Annotated in this window: 19 protein-coding genes; 15 read left to right on the forward strand and 4 right to left on the reverse strand. The window is 69.2% G+C overall.

All coding sequences use genetic code 11. The features are described from left to right. Positions 1–9 precede the first annotated feature (9 nt). Complete coding sequence (locus U1T56_RS07265; RefSeq protein ID WP_418158784.1) at positions 10–948, forward strand: DMT family transporter; 939 nt, start codon at positions 10–12, stop codon at positions 946–948. 68 nt (positions 949–1,016) lie between these two features. Further along, positions 1,017–1,859: an alpha/beta fold hydrolase gene (locus U1T56_RS07270; protein ID WP_418158785.1), complete on the forward strand. Its 843-nt coding sequence runs from the start codon at positions 1,017–1,019 to the stop codon at positions 1,857–1,859. On the opposite strand, the gene U1T56_RS07275 is transcribed toward U1T56_RS07270, so the two are convergent. Beyond that, positions 1,810–2,781 (reverse strand): NAD(P)/FAD-dependent oxidoreductase, encoded by a 972-nt coding sequence (locus tag U1T56_RS07275; protein ID WP_418158786.1) that lies wholly within the window; start codon positions 2,779–2,781, stop codon positions 1,810–1,812. The genes U1T56_RS07270 and U1T56_RS07275 overlap by 50 nt on opposite strands. 159 nt (positions 2,782–2,940) lie before the next feature. After that, positions 2,941–3,963, reverse strand: a complete 1,023-nt coding sequence (gene hemB / locus U1T56_RS07280; protein ID WP_418158787.1) for a porphobilinogen synthase — start codon at positions 3,961–3,963, stop codon at positions 2,941–2,943. A 184-nt stretch (positions 3,964–4,147) separates the two neighbouring features. Between hemB and U1T56_RS07285 the strand changes: the two genes are divergently transcribed. The 8 genes from U1T56_RS07285 to U1T56_RS07320 all read left to right on the forward strand — a co-directional run bounded on the left by U1T56_RS07285 (position 4,148) and on the right by U1T56_RS07320 (position 11,960). Continuing rightward, a complete protein-coding gene (locus U1T56_RS07285) occupies positions 4,148–5,290 on the forward strand; it encodes an acyl-CoA dehydrogenase family protein (RefSeq protein WP_418158788.1) in 1,143 nt (380 codons plus the stop codon). A 29-nt stretch (positions 5,291–5,319) separates the two neighbouring features. Then, positions 5,320–6,402, forward strand: coding sequence for an enoyl-CoA hydratase/isomerase family protein (locus tag U1T56_RS07290; RefSeq protein ID WP_418158789.1), 1,083 nt, complete (start codon positions 5,320–5,322; stop codon positions 6,400–6,402). Beyond that, positions 6,323–7,333, forward strand: a complete 1,011-nt coding sequence (mmsB, locus tag U1T56_RS07295; RefSeq protein WP_418158790.1) for a 3-hydroxyisobutyrate dehydrogenase — start codon at positions 6,323–6,325, stop codon at positions 7,331–7,333. The genes U1T56_RS07290 and mmsB overlap by 80 nt, the downstream gene beginning before the upstream one ends. A gap of 58 nt (positions 7,334–7,391) precedes the next feature. Continuing rightward, positions 7,392–7,871, forward strand: coding sequence for a MarR family winged helix-turn-helix transcriptional regulator (locus U1T56_RS07300; protein ID WP_418158791.1), 480 nt, complete (start codon positions 7,392–7,394; stop codon positions 7,869–7,871). An 81-nt stretch (positions 7,872–7,952) separates the two neighbouring features. Next, positions 7,953–9,641, forward strand: a complete 1,689-nt coding sequence (locus U1T56_RS07305; protein WP_418158792.1) for an AMP-binding protein — start codon at positions 7,953–7,955, stop codon at positions 9,639–9,641. An 86-nt stretch (positions 9,642–9,727) separates the two neighbouring features. Beyond that, positions 9,728–10,900: an isovaleryl-CoA dehydrogenase gene (locus U1T56_RS07310; RefSeq protein WP_418158793.1), complete on the forward strand. Its 1,173-nt coding sequence runs from the start codon at positions 9,728–9,730 to the stop codon at positions 10,898–10,900. Between the two features lie 157 nt (positions 10,901–11,057). After that, positions 11,058–11,660, forward strand: a complete 603-nt coding sequence (locus U1T56_RS07315) for a 2-hydroxychromene-2-carboxylate isomerase (RefSeq protein ID WP_418158794.1) — start codon at positions 11,058–11,060, stop codon at positions 11,658–11,660. A 99-nt stretch (positions 11,661–11,759) separates the two neighbouring features. Next, complete coding sequence (locus tag U1T56_RS07320; protein ID WP_418158795.1) at positions 11,760–11,960, forward strand: FitA-like ribbon-helix-helix domain-containing protein; 201 nt, start codon at positions 11,760–11,762, stop codon at positions 11,958–11,960. An 18-nt stretch (positions 11,961–11,978) separates the two neighbouring features. On the opposite strand, the gene U1T56_RS07325 is transcribed toward U1T56_RS07320, so the two are convergent. After that, a complete protein-coding gene (locus U1T56_RS07325; protein ID WP_418158796.1) occupies positions 11,979–12,377 on the reverse strand; it encodes a type II toxin-antitoxin system VapC family toxin in 399 nt (132 codons plus the stop codon). Continuing rightward, positions 12,374–12,637 carry a type II toxin-antitoxin system VapB family antitoxin gene (locus tag U1T56_RS07330; protein ID WP_418158797.1) on the reverse strand — a complete coding sequence of 88 codons (264 nt, stop codon included), beginning with the start codon at positions 12,635–12,637 and terminating at the stop codon, positions 12,374–12,376. The genes U1T56_RS07325 and U1T56_RS07330 overlap by 4 nt, the downstream gene beginning before the upstream one ends. A 114-nt stretch (positions 12,638–12,751) precedes the next feature. Between U1T56_RS07330 and U1T56_RS07335 the strand changes: the two genes are divergently transcribed. The 5 genes from U1T56_RS07335 to U1T56_RS07355 are packed head-to-tail and all read left to right on the forward strand — an operon-like array spanning position 12,752 to position 18,748. Next, a complete protein-coding gene (locus U1T56_RS07335; protein ID WP_418158798.1) occupies positions 12,752–14,359 on the forward strand; it encodes a carboxyl transferase domain-containing protein in 1,608 nt (535 codons plus the stop codon). Positions 14,360–14,367: 8 nt separating this feature from the next. Beyond that, entirely contained in the window at positions 14,368–15,177 is an 810-nt protein-coding gene (locus U1T56_RS07340) for an enoyl-CoA hydratase-related protein (protein ID WP_418158799.1), read from the forward strand. A 29-nt stretch (positions 15,178–15,206) separates the two neighbouring features. Beyond that, entirely contained in the window at positions 15,207–15,773 is a 567-nt protein-coding gene (locus U1T56_RS07345) for a Uma2 family endonuclease (RefSeq protein WP_418158800.1), read from the forward strand. A gap of 48 nt (positions 15,774–15,821) precedes the next feature. Next, positions 15,822–17,834, forward strand: coding sequence for an acetyl/propionyl/methylcrotonyl-CoA carboxylase subunit alpha (locus tag U1T56_RS07350; RefSeq protein ID WP_418158801.1), 2,013 nt, complete (start codon positions 15,822–15,824; stop codon positions 17,832–17,834). Next, positions 17,831–18,748: a hydroxymethylglutaryl-CoA lyase gene (locus tag U1T56_RS07355; protein WP_418158802.1), complete on the forward strand. Its 918-nt coding sequence runs from the start codon at positions 17,831–17,833 to the stop codon at positions 18,746–18,748. Before U1T56_RS07350 ends, U1T56_RS07355 begins: the two co-directional genes overlap by 4 nt. Positions 18,749–18,806 lie beyond the last annotated feature (58 nt).

The following is an 18,806-nucleotide window of genomic DNA, read 5'->3' on the forward strand; positions in this document are numbered from 1 at the left end:
CCCGACCCGATGACCATCGCCGCTGCCGCCTCCGCCCGCGCCGCCTCCGTCGTGCGCGGGATAGGCTTCGCCGTCCTTTGCTACGCCTGCTTCTCGACCGGCGACGCGGTGATCAAGCTGGCCAGCACCAGGTTCTCCGTGTTCCAGATCGCGTTCACTCTGGCGCTGTTCGCGCTGATCCCGGTCGTCGGGCTGACGGCGGGGCAGGGCGGCATCCGTGCCTTCCTGCCGCGTCGCTGGGGGCTGGTCATCCTACGTGGTGCCCTCACCGCCACGGGCTCGCTCCTGGCCTGGCGCGCCTTCGGGCTCCTGCCGCTCGCCGACGGCTACGGCATCCTGTTCGCGGCCCCGATGCTGGTGACGGGCCTTTCGGCATTGCTCCTGGGCGAGGAGGTGGGCTGGCGCCGCTGGGCTGCCGCCCTCGTCGGCTTCGTGGGCGTGCTGGTCATGATCCGTCCGGACTTCGCGACGCTGGGCCTCGGCCACCTGCTCGCGGCGCTGGCAGCGCTCACCGGTGCTCTCGGTCTCATCACGCTGCGGAAGATCGGCACCAGCGAGACCAGCGCCTCGATCCTGCTCGTCGTCTTCCTCTCCCTCGTGCTCGTGACCGCGCCCATGGTGCCGGCGACCTTCGTGCTCCCGACCTGGCGCGAGCTCGGCCTCTTGGCGCTGGCGGGCCTGCTCATGGGCTGCGGCCAGGCCGGGCTCGTGCTCGCGACCCGCGAAGCGCCCGCCGTGGTGGTGGCGCCCTTCCAGTACACGCAGATGATCTGGGGCATCCTGTTCGGCGCCCTGCTCTTCGGCGACCGTCCGGCGCCGGTGCTGTTCGTCGGCATGGCGCTCGTGGTCGGCAGCGGCCTCTACACGCTCTGGCGCGAGACCGTCCGGCGCAAGGTCGTCTCCCTCGGCAGCAGCCGCGGCGAGGTGCCGGCCCGCGCCGCGCGCTGAGCCTTCCGCTGCGGTGCCGGATCGGGTAGCAGCCGGGGTCTGCACCCTCGGCGACGGGCTTTTCCGACATGCAGCACAAGACCATCGAGCTCGACGGCGACTTTTCCGGCGTCACGCTCTCCTATCTCGACCGGGGCGATCCCGGCACTCCGCCACCCGTGGTCTGCATCCACGGGCTCACCCGCAACGCGCGCGATTTCGACACGCTGGCCGAAGCGCTGGCCGGGCGCGGCCGCCGGGTGCTCGCGGTCGACGTGGCCGGGCGCGGCGGCAGCTCCTGGCTGCCCGATCCCTCGCAGTACGACGTGAAGGTCTATGCCCGTCACTTGCGGCGCTTTCTCGAGCTTCTGGGACTCAAGGAGGTCGACTGGGTCGGCACCTCCATGGGCGGGCTCATCGGGATCGAGATCGCGAGCAGCGAGAAAAGCCCGATCCGCCGCTTCGTCCTCAACGACATCGGCCCGTTCGTGCCGCAGCAGGCGCTCGCCATGATCCGGGCCTATCTCGGGCTCGATCTCAGGTTCGAAGACATCGCCGAACTCGAAGCGCACTTGCGCTATATCCACGCCGGCTTCGGGCAGCTCAGCGACGCCGAATGGCGCCACATGGCGGTCACGAGCAGCCGCGAGACGGAGGAGGGTCTGCGGCTGCACTACGATCCCCTGATCCGCGAGCCGTTCGCCGAAGCCGCCGAGCACGACATCGACATGTGGCGGCAGTGGGACCGCATCACGTGCCCCACCTTCGTCCTGCACGGCGCCGACAGCCCGCTCCTCACCCGGGAGACCATCGAGGAGATGAAGCGGCGCGGGCCTGAGCCCGAGGTCGTGAGCCTGCCGGGTGTCGGCCATGCGCCGGCGCTCAACACGCAAGAGCAGATCGGGATCGTGGCGCGCTGGCTCGGGCTCTGAGCCGTCGCCTCTCGTCGCCTCGAGGTACCCGCAGGCGCTCGAGGCTGTTGTTGATGTCGGTGGCGGCAACGGCGGCGTGGCCCATGGCGACGCTGATCTGCCCCAGCCCCTTCACGACGTCGCCGACCGCCCACAAGCCCTCGACGCTCGTGCGCTGGTGCTCGTCCACGAGCAGCATCCCGTCCTCGTCGTGGGCGGCGCCGAGCGCCATGGCGAGGTCCGAGCGCGCGCGCAGGCCCAGCGCCGTGTAGAGCGTGTCGAAGCGATGCTCCTCGCCACCCGCCATGTGCCAGGAGACGATCCGGTTCCCTTCGATCCCGAGCCGTGCCACCGGCTCGTCGATCACGCGCACGCCGGCCTCGTGCAAGAGCGCCCGCTCGTCGTCGGGCAGCTCGAGGCCGCGGCCGAGGGTCAGCAGCGTGAGATCGGACGTGTAGGCGCGGAGTAGCAGCACCTCGCGCACGCTGCACTTGCCGTAGCCGATGATCGCGACCTTCTCGCCCCGGACCTCGTAGGCGTCGCAGATCGGGCAGTGCCGCACGAAGCCGCGTTGGATGGCAGCGTCGAGGTCGGGCAGATCGGGCTCGTGGTCCAGGGCACCGGTGGCGAGGAGCACGCGCCGCGCGCTCACTATCCGGCCATGGCCGAGATCGGCCGTGAACCCGCCCTCCTCGTTCCGCCATAAGGCACGCACCTCGCCCTCCTCGATCCTCGCACCATGGCGCTCGGCCTGCCGGCGCATCCGCGCCACCAGCTCCGGCCCTTCGATGCCATCCGGGAAGCCGGCATGGTTGTGCGAGCAAGGGATCCAGAGTGCCCGGCTCTTGCCGGCGTCGACGACGAGAAAATCGCGTAGGAAGCGTGCCAGGTAGATGGCGGCGGTGAGCCCGCCTGGGCCGGCGCCGATGACGAGACAATCCATGCGATCCCTTCCGAGCTCGAGGCTGCGTCGGCAATCTGTCCGCGACCATCAACGCCCGATCCGGCGGCTCGGATCCAATGCGGTCGGTCCGGAGCCGGTGCCTCGGCCTGCCTGCCCGACCGTGGGCGAGTATCTTCTTGATCGTACCGGGTGCTCGCTTCAGTCGCCGCGACGCAGCCGTTCGGCGGTCTCAAGCGCCGCATAGGTCAGGATCGCATCCGCCCCGGCGCGCTTGAAGGCGATCAGGCTCTCCTGCATCGCCGCCTCGCCGTCGAGCCAGCCGCGCTCGGCCGCGGCCTTGATCATCGCGTACTCGCCCGAGACGTGATAGGCGAGGGTGGGGACCTGGAACGCGTCCTTCACCCGGCGGATCACGTCGAGATAGGGCAGGCCCGGCTTGATCATCACCATGTCCGCGGCCTCGGCGATGTCGAGCGCCACCTCGCGCAAGGCCTCCGCCGTGTTGGCCGGGTCCATCTGGTAGGTCTTCTTGTCGGCCTTGCCGAGATTCCTGGCCGAGCCCACCGCGTCGCGGAACGGCCCGTAGAAGGCGCTCGCATATTTCGCGGCATAGGAACAGATCAGCGTGTTCTCGAAGCCGGCCTCGTCGAGCCCGGCCCGGATGGCGCCGATGCGGCCGTCCATCATGTCGGACGGGGCCACCACGTCGCAGCCGGCGGCGGCGAGGCAGGTCGCCTGCCGTACCAGGGCCACGATGGTCTCGTCGTTGAGGATCACCCCGTCGCGCACGAGGCCGTCCTGGCCGTGGGTCGTGTAGGGATCGAGCGCCACGTCGCCGACGAGGCCGATCTCCGGGAACGCGCGCTTGATCGCCCGGATCGCCCGGCACATCAGGTTGTCGTCGTTCCAGGCCTCCTCGCCACCCTCGCTCTTGCACTCGAGCGGTGTCACCGGGAACAGCGCCAGCGCCGGGATGCCGAGCTCGACCGCACGCTCGGCCACGGGCAGGAGCAGATCGACCGAGAGGCGCTCCACCCCCGGCATCGAGGGCACGGGCTCGCGCTGGTTCCGGCCCTCCAGGACGAACAGAGGCTGGATCAGGTCGGAAGCGTCCAGCCGGTGCTCGGCCACCAGCCTGCGGCTCCAGCCGTGCTGGCGCAGGCGGCGCATGCGGTTTCTCGGGAAAGGCGCCGGCTGGACGAGATGGATGGGCTGGCTCACCGCCTGCCTCCGTGGTCTGCTGCGAAGAACGGGTTGAGCCTTGCTTCTAAAGGTCGCACCCGCGAGATGCAACGCGCGCTCCCGCCGCGGGTCCGGCCGCCGGCCGCATTGACGGCCCGTATACCCGTGCTTACCACCGTGGCACGCGCGTCAATGTGAACGGCAACGATCGGGAACGACGGACGTGGACTTCGAGCTGAGCCAGGACCAGCGCGCGATCCAGGAGATGGCGCGCAGCTTCGCTGCCGAGGAGCTGGCCCCGCACGCCGCGGCATGGGACGAGCATCACGTCTTTCCGGTCGAGACCCTGCGCAAGGCCGCCGGGCTCGGCTTTGCTGGCATCTATGTGCGCGAGGACGTGGGCGGCACCGGGCTCGGCCGGCTCGACGCCGCGATCCTGTTCGAGGAACTCGCCGCAGGCTGCACCTCGACCGCGGCCTTCATCTCGATCCACAACATGGTCGCCTGGATGATCGACACGTTCGGCGACGAGGAGCAGCGCCGGCGCTGGCTGCCCGATCTCTGCGCCATGCAACGGCTCGCGAGCTACTGCCTGACCGAGCCGGGCGCGGGCTCGGACGCCGCGTCCCTGCGCACCACGGCACGCCCCGACGGGGCCGGCGCTTACGTTCTCGACGGCAGCAAGGCTTTCATCTCGGGCGGTGGTGCTAGCGACCTCTATGTCGTCATGTGCCGCACCGGTGGCGAGGGCCCGGGCGGGATCAGCACGGTCGTGGTCGAGAACGGCACCGAGGGCTTGAGCTTCGGCAAGCAGGAAAAGAAGATGGGCTGGCACTCCCAGCCCACCGCCGTCGTGAGCTTCGCCGACTGCCGGGTGCCCGTGGCGAACCGGCTGGGCCAGGAGGGCGACGGCTTCAAGATCGCCATGCGGGCGCTCGACGGCGGACGGATCAACATCGCCGCCTGCTCGCTCGGCGCCGCGCGCGCCTGTCTCGAGCGGACGATCGCCTACGCGAAGGAGCGCCGGCAGTTCGGCCGCGCCATCGCCGAGTTCCAGAACACCCAGTTCCAGCTCGCCGACATGGCGACCGAGCTCGAGGCGGCGCGCCTCATGACCTGGTGCGCCGCGGCCAAGCTCGACGCGGGCGCTCCGGACGCTACCGTCGCCTGTGCCATGGCCAAGCGCTTCGCCACCGACGTCTGCTTTCAGATCGTCGACCGCGCGCTGCAGCTCCATGGCGGCTACGGCTATATCGCCGATTACGGGATCGAGCGTTATTTGCGTGATGCGCGCGTGCACCGGATCCTTGAGGGCACCAACGAGATCATGCGGGTGATCATCGCCCGTCGGCTTCTGGCCGACTGATGCCCACCGTGCAGGCTTCATGGAGCGACATGAGCGACAAGACGACCGACATCCGTTTCGAGCGCCGCGGCCGGCTGGGGATCGCCGTCCTCGACCGGCCTGCCGCCCTCAACGCGCTGAGCCGGGAGATGGTGCAGGCCTTGAGCCTCCGGCTCGTCGCCTGGCGGGACGATCCCGAGATCGACGCCGTCCTGGTCAAGGCCGTGCCGGGCCGCGCGTTCTGCGCCGGCGGCGATGTGCGCGTCGTGACGGACCTCGCCCGCGAGCGGGGGATCGCGGCCGCAACCCCGTTCTTCCGCGACGAGTATCGCCTCAACTGGCGCATCCACACCTTTCCCAAGCCCTATATCGCCCTGCTCGACGGCATCACCATGGGGGGCGGGGTCGGGATCTCGGTGCATGGCCGCTACCGCGTGGTCACCGAGAACACGCTCTTCGCCATGCCCGAGACCGGCATCGGTTTCTTCCCCGATGTGGGCGGCACCTGGTTCCTGCCGCGCTGCCCCGGTGAGGTCGGGATGTATCTGGGCCTCACCGGTGCACGGCTGAACGGTGCGGATAGCCGGGTTGCCGGTGTGGGCACCCATGCCGTGCCCGCGGACCGGCTCATGGCGCTGGAGGAGCGGCTCGCCGAGCGGCTGCGGGGTGGGGCCGATGCGCACGCCATCGTCGCGGCGGTGCTCGAGGAGCACACGGGCGACATCGGCGCACCCTCGCTTCCGGCCGTGCGCGCGCGCATCGATGCCTGCTTCGGCGGGGCGAGCGTCGCCGAGATCCTGGAGCGCCTGCGCGAGGAGCCCAGCGGCTTCGGCGCGGAGCAGCTCGGGATCCTCGCCGGCAAGTCGCCGTTTGCCGTGCACGTCACCTGCGCCCAGCTCCGGCGCGGCCGCGATCTTTCCATCGAGGACTGTCTCAGGCTCGAGTATCGTATGGTTCACCGGATGCTCGAGGCCGGCGACTTCATCGAGGGGGTGAGAGCGCTCCTGGTCGACAAGGACAAGCGACCGCGCTGGCGGCACCGGAGCCTCGAGGATGTGCCTGCGGACGAGGTGGAGGCGGTGTTCGCGCCGCTGCCGGCGGGGGAGCTGGCTCTGGACTGGCAGGGCATCTGAGCCCGGCCGCCCGAGACGAGGATGGAAGGAGGCGCACATGGCGACGATCGGCTTCATCGGGCTCGGCCATATGGGCCTGCCTATGGCGAGGAACCTGCTCAAGGCGGGGCACGTGGTGCAAGGCTTCGATCTCAGCACCGCGGCCGTGAACGCGCTCGCGACCGCGGGCGGCGTGCCGGCCGGAAGCATCGCCAAGGTGGTGGCGGACGCCGACATCGTCGTGACGATGCTGCCCGAGGGGCGTCATGTCCGCACGGTCTATCTCGACCAAGGCGGCGTGTTCCTGTCGGCACCTACCTCGGCCCTGCTCGTCGACTGCTCGACGATCGACGTCGAGACCGCGCGCACCGTGAACGCGGCCGCGGCCGCGCGCGGCTTCACCATGGTGGATGCCCCGGTCTCGGGCGGGGTGGCCGGGGCCGAGGCCGGAACGCTCACTTTCATGGTGGGCGGTACTGAAGCGGCTTTCGCGCGCGCCGAGCCCATCCTCGCCGCCATGGGCAAGGCCGTGATCCATGCGGGGCCTGCCGGCAACGGCCAAGCGGCCAAGATCTGCAACAACATGATGCTCGGCATCCAGATGATCTCGGTCTGCGAGGCCATGGCACTGGCGATGAAGCTCGGCCTCGCCCCCGAGAAGCTGTTCGAGATCAGCTCGCGCTCGTCCGGACAGTGCTGGTCGCTCACGAGCTACTGCCCCGTGCCGGGACCCGTGCCGACCTCGCCCGCCAACCGCGGCTACGAGCCGGGCTTCGCCACGGCGATGATGCTGAAGGACCTGCGGCTCGCCCAGGCCGCGGCGCAAGGCGTGGCGGCCTCGACACCCTTAGGCGCAGAAGCTTACCAACTTTATAACCTATTCGCGGCCAGCGGGAACGAGGGGCTGGATTTTTCCGCCATTATCAAGATGATGATCGGCAGCGCCGCGTAGCGCCCGGCCGGCTCGGCTGCTGGGCGGGCGCCGCAGCGACGGACGGCCGAGGCGGGACGTGAAAGACCAGTATCTCATCAGCATTCATCTGATCGAGCGGCTGCACCGCCGGTTCCTGGACGTGATCAAGGCCGAGCTCGACCGGCTCGGCATCGAGGACATCAACAACGTCCAGACGCTGATCCTGTTCAACATCAACGAGGAGCAGCTCACCGTGGGCGAGCTCACCGCCCGCGGCTACTATCTGGGCTCCAACGTCTCCTACAACCTGAAGAAGCTGGTCGAGAACGAGTACCTCGTGCAGGAGCGCTCGCTGCACGACCGACGGATGACGCGAGTGCGCCTGTCGCCGAAGGGGCTCGAGCTCACCGCCCGGATCGGCGAGCTCTACCGGCGGAACAGCGACGAGCTCGCGAGCCGCTACGTCACCGAGGAGCAGCTCCGGCAGGCGAACCAGGTGCTGATGAGCCTCGAGCGCTACTGGAGCAGCCAGATCGGCTTCGGCGCCGCGCTCGGGCCCATGGAGCTCGAGGGATAGCCGGATCGGCGCCCTTGCCTTGTTGTCTCCCGAGAGCGTTACAGTTAAGCCGCGCTCACGAGATACATCAGGGAGAGGACTATGACCGGGACGCTGAGCTACGTTCACGGAGCCGTCGACGTCCCCCTCATCGGCGAGACGATCGGCGTGCATCTCGACCGGGTCGTGGCACGCTGGGGCGACCGCACGGCGCTGGTCGTGCGCGAGCAGGGTGTGCGCTGGACCTATGCCGAGCTCAAGGAGCGGGTCGACGCCTTCGCCGCCGGGCTCCTGGCGCTCGGGCTCGAGCCCGGTGATCGGGTCGGCATCTGGTCGCCCAACAACGCCGAGTGGGTGATCACCCAGTTCGCCACCGCCAAGGCCGGGCTGATCCTGGTCAACATCAATCCGGCCTATCGGGTGCACGAGCTCGAGTACGCGCTGAACAAGGTGGGCTGCCGGGCGCTCATCACCGCCACCCGGTTCAAGACCAGCGACTATCTCGCCATGCTGCGGGAGATCGCACCTGAGCTGGGCTCTAGCCATCCGGGTCGGCTGAAGTCCGAGCGCCTGCCCAGGCTCGAGACGGTGATCCAGATCGGCGGGCACGAAGCCGGCACGCTGCCGTTCGCCGAGATCCTGGAAGCCGGAAGCGGCCCGCAGCGCGTGCGCCTCGATGAGCTGAGCCGCCAGCTGCAGTTCGACGATCCCATCAACATCCAGTTCACGAGCGGCACCACGGGCGCCCCCAAAGGGGCCACGCTCACCCATCACAACATCCTCAACAACGGCTTCTTCATCGGCGAGGCGCAAAGGCTCTCGCCCGAGGACAAGGTCTGCATTCCGGTTCCGCTCTATCACTGCTTCGGCATGGTCTTGGGCAATCTCGCCTGCATCACCCACGGCTCGGCCATGATCTATCCGGGCGGTGGGTTCGATCCCGGGGCCGTGCTCGCCACCGTCCACGAGGAGCGCTGCACGGCGCTCTATGGCGTTCCCACCATGTTCATCGCCGAGCTCGAGCATCCGAGCTTCAAGGAGGTCGACCTCTCGTCCCTGCGCACCGGGATCATGGCGGGCTCGCCCTGCCCGATCGAGGTCATGCGGCGCGTGATCAACGAGATGAACATGCGCGAGGTGACGATCGCCTACGGCATGACCGAGACCAGTCCCGTGAGCTTCCAGAGCTCGGTGGACGATCCGATCGAGCGGCGGGTCTCGACCGTGGGCCGCATCCATCCCCATGTCGAGGTCAAGATCGTCGACGAGCGGGGACGGATCGTGCCGCGCGGCGTGCCGGGCGAGCTTTGCACCCGCGGCTATTCGGTGATGCGCGGCTACTGGGACGACCCGGAGCGCACGGCAGAAGCCATTGACGCCGCGCGCTGGATGCACACGGGCGACCTCGCCACCATCGACGAGGAGGGCTATTGCAACATCGTCGGCCGGATCAAGGACATGGTGATCAGGGGCGGCGAGAACATCTATCCGCGCGAGATCGAGGAATTCCTCTACACCCACCCGAAGGTGCAGGACGTGCAGTGCTTTGGCGTGCCGGACCGGAAATACGGCGAGGAGCTGTGCGCTGCCATCATCCTGCGCGCGGGTGTGGAAGCGACCGAGGAGGAGATCCGGAAGTTCTGCGAGGGCAAGATCGCCCACTACAAGATCCCGCGCTACATCCGCTTCGTCGACAGCTTCCCCACCACCGTCACCGGCAAGGTGCAGAAGTTCATGCTGCGCGCTGAGACGGCGGCCGAGCTCGGCCTGGTCGAGGAGAAGACGGCCTGAGCCACTGGAGTATCCGGACCCTGGCCTCGACAGGACCCGGTGCCCCGACTATGCCAGCCTGAGCAGCTCTCCATCGGGGGACGATCATGCCTCAGTTCACCTGCCCTTCCGTCCGCTTCGATCTCGGCGAGCAGGCCGAGATGATCCGCGACACCGTCGCGAGCTTCGCCGCGAAGGAGATCGCCCCCATCGCGGAGGAGATCGACCGCACCAACACCTTCCCGCGCCGGCTCTGGCCGAAGCTCGGCGAGCTCGGCCTTCTCGGCATGACGGTCGAGGAGGAGTACGGCGGCAGCGGGCTCGGCTACCTCGAGCATACGGTGGCCATGGAGGAGATCTCCAGAGCCTCGGCCAGCGTGGGTCTGTCCTATGGCGCGCACTCGAACTTATGCGTCAACCAGATCCGGCTCCACGGCACGCCCGAGCAGAAACGGCGCTATCTGCCGAAGCTGATCTCCGGCGAGCACGTAGGCGCTCTCGCCATGAGCGAGCCCGGCGCGGGCTCGGACGTGGTCTCGATGCGCACGCGCGCCGAGAAGAAGGGCGACCGCTACGTCCTCAACGGCAACAAGATGTGGATCACCAACGGCCCCGAGGCCGACACGCTCGTGGTCTACGCCAAGACCGATCCCGAGGCCGGCCCCAAGGGGATCACGGCCTTCCTGATCGAGAAGGGCATGAAGGGCTTCAGCACGGCGCAGAAGCTCGACAAGCTCGGCATGCGCGGCTCCGACACGTGCGAGCTCGTGTTCGAGGACTGCGAGGTACCCGAGGAGAACGTGCTGGGCCAGGTCGGGGGCGGCGTGCGCGTTCTGATGTCGGGGCTCGACTACGAGCGTCTGGTGCTCGCCGGCGGCCCGCTCGGCATCATGCAGGCCTGTATGGACGTGGTGATCCCCTATATCCACGAGAGGAAGCAGTTCGGCCAGCCGATCGGCGAGTTCCAGCTCATGCAGGGCAAGATCGCCGACATGTACACGACGATGAACGCGGCGCGCGCCTACGTCTACATGTGCGGCAAGGCCGCGGACCGCGGCGAGATCACCCGCCAGGACGCCGCCGGCTGCCTGCTCTTCAGCGCCGAGAAGGCGACCTGGATGGCACTGCAGGCGATCCAGGCGCTCGGCGGCAACGGCTACATCAACGACTACCCTACGGGCCGGCTGCTGCGTGACGCCAAGCTCTACGAGATCGGTGCTGGTACCTCCGAGATCCGCCGCATGCTGATCGGGCGCGAGCTGTTCAAGCTCACGGCCTGAGTCTGGCGAGAAGCTGCGGAACCTATCCGGTTCCGCAGCCTTCGAGTGAACAGAGAACTCCATTTGGCTCCTGCCGAGGCAACCTGACGCAGGGGGTAGCGGTGCGCCTCGTGGCAGGTTAGCGCCGTCCGTGTCAGCAACGTCAGGGGAGGCCCGCGTGTCGGCACCCATCGACTTCTATTTCGAGTTCGCGAGCCCTTACGGCTATCTTGCCTCCTTGCGGATCGATGCCATCGCGGCGGCTTACGACCGTGAGGTCGCGTGGCGGCCCATCATGCTGGGGCCGGCGCTCAAGCTCACCGGCAGCATGCCCAACATGAGCGCGCCCTTGAAGGGCGAGTATCTCAAGCGCGACGCGCCGCGTTTCGCGCGCATGCTGGACGCGCCCTTCAAGATGCCTCCCGTGATGCCGATGAGTTCGCTTGCGGCATCGCGCGCCTTCTGGTGGCTGCACGCGCAGGACCCCGATATGGCGAAGGGCTTCGCGCAGGCCGTCCTCCACGCGCACTGGGGCGAAGGCCGCGACATGTCCACGGCCGACCAGGTGGCCGAGATCGGCGAGACCCTGGGGCTGCCGAAGGCCGAGCTCAAGGCGGGCATCGAGGACCCTGCGGTCAAGGCGAAACTCAAGGAGGAGACCGATCGCTCGATCGAGCGCGGCGTGTTCGGCTCGCCCTTCATCTTCGTCGACGACGAGCCCTTCTGGGGTGCGGACCGCCTGGACCAGGTCGAGCGCTGGCTCGCGACCGGGGGCTGGTAATCGCCGGATGGCGCGCCTACGGTGTCGGCACGACACCGTGCCGGCATTGCAGGCGCCCACCATGGCTCGGCCCACGATTCGCGGCTTGGACGATACATCATGGCCCGTCTGCAGGAGCGGGCCGCTGCCGCCGGCCACTCGCTGGAGCAGGAGGTACGGGAGATCCTCGCTGCCGCGACGGCCACCGATCCGGCCGCGATGGCGGCCCGGCTGCGGGCGCGTCTTGCGGCCTTCGGCTCGCGGATGTTCGGCGACAGTGCCGAGCTCGTGCGTTCCTCACGCGATGAACGGAGCGCATGAGCGTTCCGGCGTCACGCCTCAGCCGATGGCCGGCTTCACGTCGGTGTGACGGAACTCCTCGCCCTTGAACAGGAGCGGCAGGTCGAGCGAGACGGCGAGCGCATAGGCCGCGCAGTCGCCGAGCGTGAGCTGCGCCTTGTGGCCGGAATCCCGGCCGTACTTTCGGTACGCACTGAACGCGATGTTGGCGTTCACCTCGTCGAACGGCATGATGGCGATCTCGAGCCGGTCGAGGAGGGCGCCGAGATAGCTCACCATCTGCCGGCCGTAGCGCCGCTGCAGGATCGTTCTCGCCTCGAGCAGGTTGAACGCCGAGAGGAAGCGGTCGGGCACCATCTCGATGCGGGCGCGGAACGCGTCGGCCTCCGGGTCGCCGGCGAGAATGGCCAGAATGGCCGAGCTGTCGATCGCGATCAATCGTAGGTCCCGTACTCGTTGTAGCCCAGAATCTCGTCGTTGGAGCGCCGGTCGAGCACCGGCAGCTTGTGCGCTTCCTTCAAGATCTCGTCGATGGCGAGACGGCGGGCGAGCCGGCGCGGCCGGTCGTGGAGCCGCTTGTGCCGCTCGATCCGTTCCTTGATCGCCCGCGTCACGGCCTCGGTGATGCTCTCGCCGGTGAGGGAGGCGAGCTCGCGCGCGAGCTTGTCGGCCTCCGTGGCCTTGATGTTGAGCGCCATGTCTTCCTCACCTCCCACTGGGAAGAATGCAGCTCTTCCTGATGGCGGCAATGTAGCATTGCGTGCCCACCCGGCAAAGCATAGGAAAGGGCGACGGAGAGGCAGAACAGACCCATGAGCATCCTCGAGACCCGGCTGAATGCCCGCAGCGAGCCGTTCCGGCACAACGCCGCGAGAATGCAGGCGCTCGTCGACGATCTGCGCGCCCAGGTGGCCCGCGCCGCGCTGGGCGGCGACGAGGCGGCGCGGCGCAAGCATGCGGCCCGCGGCAAGCTCCTGCCCCGCGAGCGGCTCGAGCGGCTCTTGGACCCCGGAGCGCCCTTCCTCGAGCTCTCGCAGCTCGCGGCGCACGGCATGTACGGCGGCGAGGTGCCAGGGGCGGGGATCATCACCGGCATCGGCCGTGTCGCTGGCCGCGAGTGTGTCGTCGTGGTCAACGACGCCACGGTGAAGGGCGGCACCTACTACCCGATCACGGTGAAGAAGCACCTGCGCGCGCAGGAGGTGGCGCGCATCAACCGGCTGCCCTGCATCTATCTCGTCGACAGCGGCGGCGCAAATCTGCCCAACCAGGACGAGGTCTTCCCCGACCGGGAACATTTCGGCCGCATCTTCTACAACCAGGCCACCATGTCGGCCGAGGGCATCCCGCAGATCGCCGTGGTGATGGGCTCCTGCACCGCCGGCGGCGCCTATGTGCCGGCCATGTCGGACGAGGCGATCATCGTCCGCAACCAGGGGACGATCTTCCTGGGCGGTCCGCCTCTGGTGAAGGCCGCGACCGGCGAGGTCGTGACCGCCGAGGAGCTAGGCGGCGGCGACGTCCATACCCGGATCTCGGGTGTCGCCGACCACCTGGCCGAGGACGACAGCCACGCCCTGTCGCTCGCCCGCCGCATCGTGGCCTCGCTCAACCACGAAAAGCGCATCGACCTCGACGTGCGCGAGCCGCGTGAGCCGCTCTACGATCCGAAGGAGCTCTATGGCCTGATCCCGGCCGACCTGCGCCAGCCCTTCGAGATCCGCGAGGTGATCGCGCGCATCGTCGACGGCTCGGTGCTCGAGGAGTTCAAGCCGCGCTACGGCGCCACGCTCGTCACCGGCTTCGCACGGCTGTTCGGCTATCCGGTCGGGATCATCGCCAACAACGGCATCCTGTTCTCGGAATCGGCCCTGAAGGGCGCGCATTTCGTCGAGCTGTGCTGCCAGCGCCGCATTCCCTTGATCTTCCTCCAGAACATCACCGGCTTCATGGTCGGCAGGAAGTACGAGGCCGGCGGCATCGCCAAGGATGGGGCGAAGCTCGTCCATGCGGTCTCGAACGCCGCCGTGCCGAAGCTCACCGTGATCGTCGGCGGCAGCTTCGGGGCCGGCAACTACGGCATGTGCGGCCGCGCCTTCGAGCCGCGTTTTTTATGGATGTGGCCCAACGCCCGGATCTCGGTCATGGGCGGCGAGCAGGCGGCATCCGTCCTCGCCACGCTGCGCCGCGACGCCATCGAGAGCCGGGGCGGCACGTGGTCTCCCGAGGAGGAGGAGGCGTTCAAGGCGCCGATCCGCGAGCAGTACGAGACGCAGGGTCATCCTTACTACGCCACCGCGCGGCTCTGGGACGACGGCATCATCGATCCCGCCGACACCAGGATCGTGCTAGGCTTGGGCCTCTCGGCCGCGCTCAACGCGCCCATCCCGCGCACGGGCTTCGGCGTCTTTCGCATGTGAGGCAGACGATGAGCCAGGATACCCCCGTCGTCCGCGTCGACCGCGACGGCCCGCTCGCGCGCGTGACCCTGAACCGCCCCGAGATCCACAACGCCTTCGACGAGCGGCTGATCGAGGCGCTTGCCGAGACCTTCCGCCATCTCGCCGAGGACGGGACCGCGCGCGCGGTGCTGCTCGCCGGTGCCGGCAAGAGCTTCTCGGCCGGTGCCGACCTCAACTGGATGAAGCGCGCCGCCGCTTATGACGAGGAGCAGAACCGGGCCGATGCCCGCGCGCTCGAGCTCATGCTGCGCCGGATCGACGAGTGCCCGAAGCCCGTGATCGCGCTGGTGCAGGGTGCCGCCATCGGCGGGGGGCTCGGCTTGGTTGCCGCCTGCGACATCGCCATCGCCGGCGAGGCCGCCCAGTTCGCCACCAGCGAGGTCCGGCTCGGCATCGTGCCGGCGGTGATCTCGCCCTTCGTCGTCCGCGCCATCGGCCCGCGCCAGGCGCGGCGCTGGTTTCTCACCGCCGAGCGCTTCGGGGCGGAAGAGGCGCGCCGCATCGGCCTCGTCCACGAGGTCGTGCCGACCGAGCACCTCGAAGCCCGTGGCCGCGAGATCGTGGCCGAGATCGTGAAGGGCGGACCCGAGGCGATCGCCGAGGCGAAGCGGCTCGTGCGTCTGGTCGAGACCATGCCGCAGGGCGGCAGCATTCTGGCCGAGGCTACCGTCGCCATGATCGCCGAGCGCCGCGCCTCGCCCGAGGGCAAGGAAGGGATCGGCGCCTTCCTCGAGAAGCGCAAGCCCGCCTGGATCGCTGGCGCGGAGCAGGCATGATCGCCGTGTGGCCATCGGGATGGACGGTCATGGGTGAGCTCGCGAGAACCTCGCCGCCGCGGATGACGCTGGAGGAGTTCCTGCGCTGGGACGACGGCACCGACACCCGCTACGAGCTCGATCGGGGTGAGCTCGTCGCCATGGCGCCGGCGCGCGAGCGGCACGGGGTCATCTGCCAGAATGCGGACTCGGTCATCGAGCGCGCCGTCGAGGACCGTCCGCCCTGTCGGGCCGTCCAGCAGCCCAGCGTGCTGATCGACGCCACCGATCACCGCTTCTACACCGCCGATGTGGCCCTGACGTGTGAGCCGCCCGAGGACAGACTCGAGGTCGCAACACCACGTCTCGTCGTCGAGGTGCTGTCCTCCTCGACCGAGGGCGTGGACAAGCATCGCAAGGTGGCGGCCTATGGCGAGCTGCCGTCGGTCGAGGAGATCCGGCTGATCGACAGCCGGCAGCGTTGGATGCTGGTCTGGCAGCGGGTCGAGGGCGCCTGGGTCGCCGGTCTGCCGCTCACCGGCGAGGCGAGCTTCGCGAGCCGTGTGCTCGGCGTCGATGTCACGCTGGAGCGGCTCTACCGCCACACCGGCCTCTGACGGACGGCAGTGGACCGGGACGTGAGGGCCGGCAGGAAGGGGGGAGCCTTGTTCGACAGCCTCTTGATCGCCAACCGCGGCGAGATCGCCTGCCGCATCATCAAGACCTGCCGCCGGCTCGGCATCCGTACCGTGGCGGTCTATTCCGACGCCGACCGCGACGCGCGCCACGTCCGGCTCGCCGACGAGGCCGTGCATCTGGGGCCGCCACCGGCGGCCGAGAGCTATCTCGTGATCGGAAAGATCCTGGACGCGGCCCGGCGCACCGCCGCCGCCGCGATCCATCCGGGTTACGGCTTTCTCTCCGAGAGCCCGGCATTCGCGCGCGCCGTGCGCGATGCCGGCCTCGTCTTCGTCGGTCCCCCGCCCGAGGCCATGGAGCGCCTCGGCGGCAAGGACAGTGCCAAGGCCCTGCTCGAGCCTGCGGGCGTGCCGCTGGTGCCGGGCTATCACGGGGCCGATCAGGACGACCGGCGCCTGCTCGCCGAGGCGGAGCGCATCGGCTTTCCGCTCCTGATCAAGGCCACGGCCGGCGGCGGCGGCAAGGGGATGCGCAAGGTCGAGCGGGCGGCCGACTTCGCCGAGCTCCTCGCCGCCTGCCGGCGCGAGGCCAAGGCGGCGTTCGGCGACGACCGGGTGCTGCTCGAGCGCTACATCGAGCGGCCGCGCCACGTCGAGGTGCAGGTGTTCGCCGACCGCTACGGGCAGGCCGTCCACCTGTTCGAGCGCGACTGCACGCTGCAGCGCCGGCACCAGAAGATCATCGAGGAAGCACCCGCTCCAGGGCTTCCCGACGAGGTGCGCGCGGCCCTCGGCCGGGCCGCGACCGAGGCGGCGCTGGCGGCTGCTTACGAGAACGCCGGCACGGTCGAGTTCCTGCTCGACCGCGAGGGCCGGTTCTACTTCATCGAGATGAACACGCGGCTTCAGGTCGAGCACCCCGTGACCGAGGCGATCACCGGGCTCGATCTGGTCGAATGGCAGCTCAGGATCGCCGCGGGCGAGCCCTTGCCGCTGCGCCAGGATGCGATCCGGGCCAAGGGCCACGCCTTCGAGGCGAGGCTCTACGCCGAGGACCCGGCGAAGGGCTTCCTGCCTTCGATCGGCACGCTGCGCACGCTCCGGCTGCCCGAGGGGCTTGCGGACGTGCGCGTCGATACCGGGGTGGAGGAGGGCGATCCCGTCACCCCGTTCTATGATCCGATGATCGCGAAGATCATCGCCTGGGGGCCGGATCGCACGGCAGCGCTCGAGCGGCTCGCCGAGGCGCTCGACGCCACCCAGGTCGCAGGGGTCACGACCAATCTCGGGTTCTTGCGCGCCGCCGCGGCGAGCCCCGCTTTCCGTACGATGGAGATCGACACGGGCTGGCTCGACCGCGAGGGCACGGAAGAGCTCGCTCGCGAGCCGGCACCTTCGCCGGACACCCTGCTGCTCGCGGCCCTTGCCACCGTGGCCTTGAGTCTCGCCCGGAAACGTCCGCCGCCGGTGCCCGGAACGGATTGGACCTCGCCCTGGCACCGCCGCGATGCCTGGCGTCTCAACCAGACGCCGCGCGGCCTCGTCCGGCTTCTCGTGGGGCAGGAGCTCACGATCGTCACGGTCGAGGGTACCGGCGAGCGCTTCACCGCCCGGCTCGGCGAGCACGCGCTCGCCGCCCGCTGCGGCGTGGCCGACGGCCGGGTCTGGATCGAGGCGGAGGGCCGGCGCCGCGCCTTCCCCGCCGCCCTCGTCGGCCACACGCTCGTCCTCACCCTGGACGACCGGCGGCACAGCTTCACGCTCGAGGACGGTCGCTTCTTCGCCCGCGGCGAGGAGGAGGATCAGGGCCTGTTCACCGCACCCATGCCGGGCAAGGTGACGAAGCTCCTCGTCGCACCGGGCGATCGCGTGCGGAAAGGCCAGCCTCTGGCCGTGCTGGAGGCCATGAAGATGGAGAGCCGCTTCGAAGCGCCGCGCGACGGCATCGTCGCCGCCATCCATGTGCGCGAAGGCGAGCAGGTCGAGGAGGGCACGGTGCTGCTCGACCTCGCGAGCGCGGAGGAGGCCGCGGCGTCATGACCGGAGTCGATCTGTTCGCGGCCGTCCCGACCGAGGTCACGATCGTCGAGGTGGGGCCGCGCGACGGGCTGCAGAACGAGCCGGCACCGGTGCCGCTCGAGGTCAAGGTGGCGCTGATCGAAGCGCTGGCGGCAGCGGGGCTGCCCGTGGTCGAGGCGGGCTCGTTCGTCTCGCCGAAATGGGTGCCGCAGATGGCCGGCAGCGACGCGGTCCTGCGCGGGATCGCGAAGCGGCCGGGCGTGCGCTATCCCGTGCTCGTGCCGAACCTCAAGGGCTTCGAGGCGGCCTATGCCGCCGGGGCCGAGGAGATCGCGGTCTTCGGGGCGGCCTCCGAGACCTTCTCGCAGAAGAACATCAACTGCTCGATCGAAGAGAGCCTCGAGCGCTTCCGGCCCGTGATCGACAAGGCCCTGGCGCACGACGTGCGCGTGCGCGGCTACGTCTCCTGTGTCGTCGACTGCCCTTACGAGGGGCCGATCGCCCCCGCGGCCGTGGCCGGGGTGGCGCGGCGGCTGTTCGAGATGGGCTGCTTCGAGATCTCCCTGGGCGATACCATCGGCACTGGCACGCCGCGCCGGACCGCCGCCATGCTGGCGGCGGTCATGGCCGAGGTGCCGGCGACCGCGCTCGCCATCCACGCCCACGACACCTACGGCCAGGCGCTCGCCAACGTGTTGACGGCGCTGGAGCTGGGGGTGCGTGTCGTCGACAGCTCGGTCGCGGGCCTGGGCGGCTGCCCCTACGCCAAGGGCGCTTCCGGCAACGTCGCGACCGAGGATCTTCTCTTCATGCTGGACGGCATGGGCGTCAGGACGGGTGTCGATCTCGACGCTGTGATCCGCGCCGGCGAGGCGATCTGCGGCGTGCTGGGCCGCGAGACCCGGAGCAAGGTGGCGCAGGCCAAGAGGGGGTGAGCTCGCAGCCTTTCACCCGAGGCCGGCCCGCAGGGCGGCTTCGACCCGTTCTCCGACG

Origin of the sequence: Benzoatithermus flavus, assembly GCF_037908215.1 — a bacterium.
Taxonomy (GTDB): Bacteria; Pseudomonadota; Alphaproteobacteria; order Geminicoccales; family Geminicoccaceae; genus Benzoatithermus; species Benzoatithermus flavus.

Bases quoted from the DNA above. Each gene is read 5' to 3' on its own strand.
- U1T56_RS07265 (WP_418158784.1), top strand. From the start codon at position 10: ATGACCATCGCCGCTGCCGCCTCCGCCCGCGCCGCCTCCGTCGTGCGC.
- U1T56_RS07270 (WP_418158785.1), top strand. From the start codon at position 1,017: ATGCAGCACAAGACCATCGAGCTCGACGGCGACTTTTCCGGCGTCACG.
- U1T56_RS07275 (WP_418158786.1), bottom strand. From the start codon at position 2,781: ATGGATTGTCTCGTCATCGGCGCCGGCCCAGGCGGGCTCACCGCCGCC.
- U1T56_RS07290 (WP_418158789.1), top strand. From the start codon at position 5,320: ATGAGCGACAAGACGACCGACATCCGTTTCGAGCGCCGCGGCCGGCTG.
- mmsB (WP_418158790.1), top strand. From the start codon at position 6,323: ATGTGCCTGCGGACGAGGTGGAGGCGGTGTTCGCGCCGCTGCCGGCGG.
- U1T56_RS07305 (WP_418158792.1), top strand. From the start codon at position 7,953: ATGACCGGGACGCTGAGCTACGTTCACGGAGCCGTCGACGTCCCCCTC.
- U1T56_RS07310 (WP_418158793.1), top strand. From the start codon at position 9,728: ATGCCTCAGTTCACCTGCCCTTCCGTCCGCTTCGATCTCGGCGAGCAG.
- U1T56_RS07320 (WP_418158795.1), top strand. From the start codon at position 11,760: ATGGCCCGTCTGCAGGAGCGGGCCGCTGCCGCCGGCCACTCGCTGGAG.
- U1T56_RS07330 (WP_418158797.1), bottom strand. From the start codon at position 12,637: ATGGCGCTCAACATCAAGGCCACGGAGGCCGACAAGCTCGCGCGCGAG.
- U1T56_RS07335 (WP_418158798.1), top strand. From the start codon at position 12,752: ATGAGCATCCTCGAGACCCGGCTGAATGCCCGCAGCGAGCCGTTCCGG.
- U1T56_RS07340 (WP_418158799.1), top strand. From the start codon at position 14,368: ATGAGCCAGGATACCCCCGTCGTCCGCGTCGACCGCGACGGCCCGCTC.
- U1T56_RS07345 (WP_418158800.1), top strand. From the start codon at position 15,207: ATGGGTGAGCTCGCGAGAACCTCGCCGCCGCGGATGACGCTGGAGGAG.
- U1T56_RS07355 (WP_418158802.1), top strand. From the start codon at position 17,831: ATGACCGGAGTCGATCTGTTCGCGGCCGTCCCGACCGAGGTCACGATC.